At 46.3% G+C, this 428-nt stretch carries 1 protein-coding gene; it reads right to left on the minus strand.

The annotated features are described in order from the left end of the window. Window positions 1-257: IS3 family transposase (locus BHE85_RS18705; protein WP_069673541.1), on the minus strand; the 257-nt coding region annotated here is incomplete at its 3' end. Window positions 258-428: the final 171 nt, after the last annotated feature.

The following is a 428-nucleotide window of genomic DNA, read 5'->3' on the forward strand; positions in this document are numbered from 1 at the left end:
TTTTTTAATATTTCATTCTCCATTTCAATGCGTTGTAGCTTTTTCCTCAGCTTACGTATTTCGATTTGTTCTGGTGTTATCGGAGAGGCTTTTGGTGTTTTGCCCTGACGCTCATCACGCAGTTGTTTGACCCATCTTGTCATTGTGGAAAGGCCAACATCCATAGCTTTGGCGGCATCTGCCACCGTGTATTTCTGGTCAACAACCAGTTGAGCGGATTCGCGTTTAAACTCTGTGCTAAAATTTCTTTTTTTCATTGGAGCACCTGTGTTGTTCTGAGGTGAGCATATCACCTCTGTTCAGGTGGCCAAATTCAGTGTGCCACTTCACACAGCAGAACTCGAACCCGTCAGAGCACCATCGCTGATTGCTTTCTTTCACGGCCACTCTGCCTGTATGTGCCCGTTTCGATGGCGGTACAGCAGGTT

The sequence above is a fragment of the Shigella sp. FC1567 genome, from assembly GCF_001743015.1.
GTDB lineage: Bacteria > Pseudomonadota > Gammaproteobacteria > Enterobacterales > Enterobacteriaceae > Escherichia > Escherichia coli.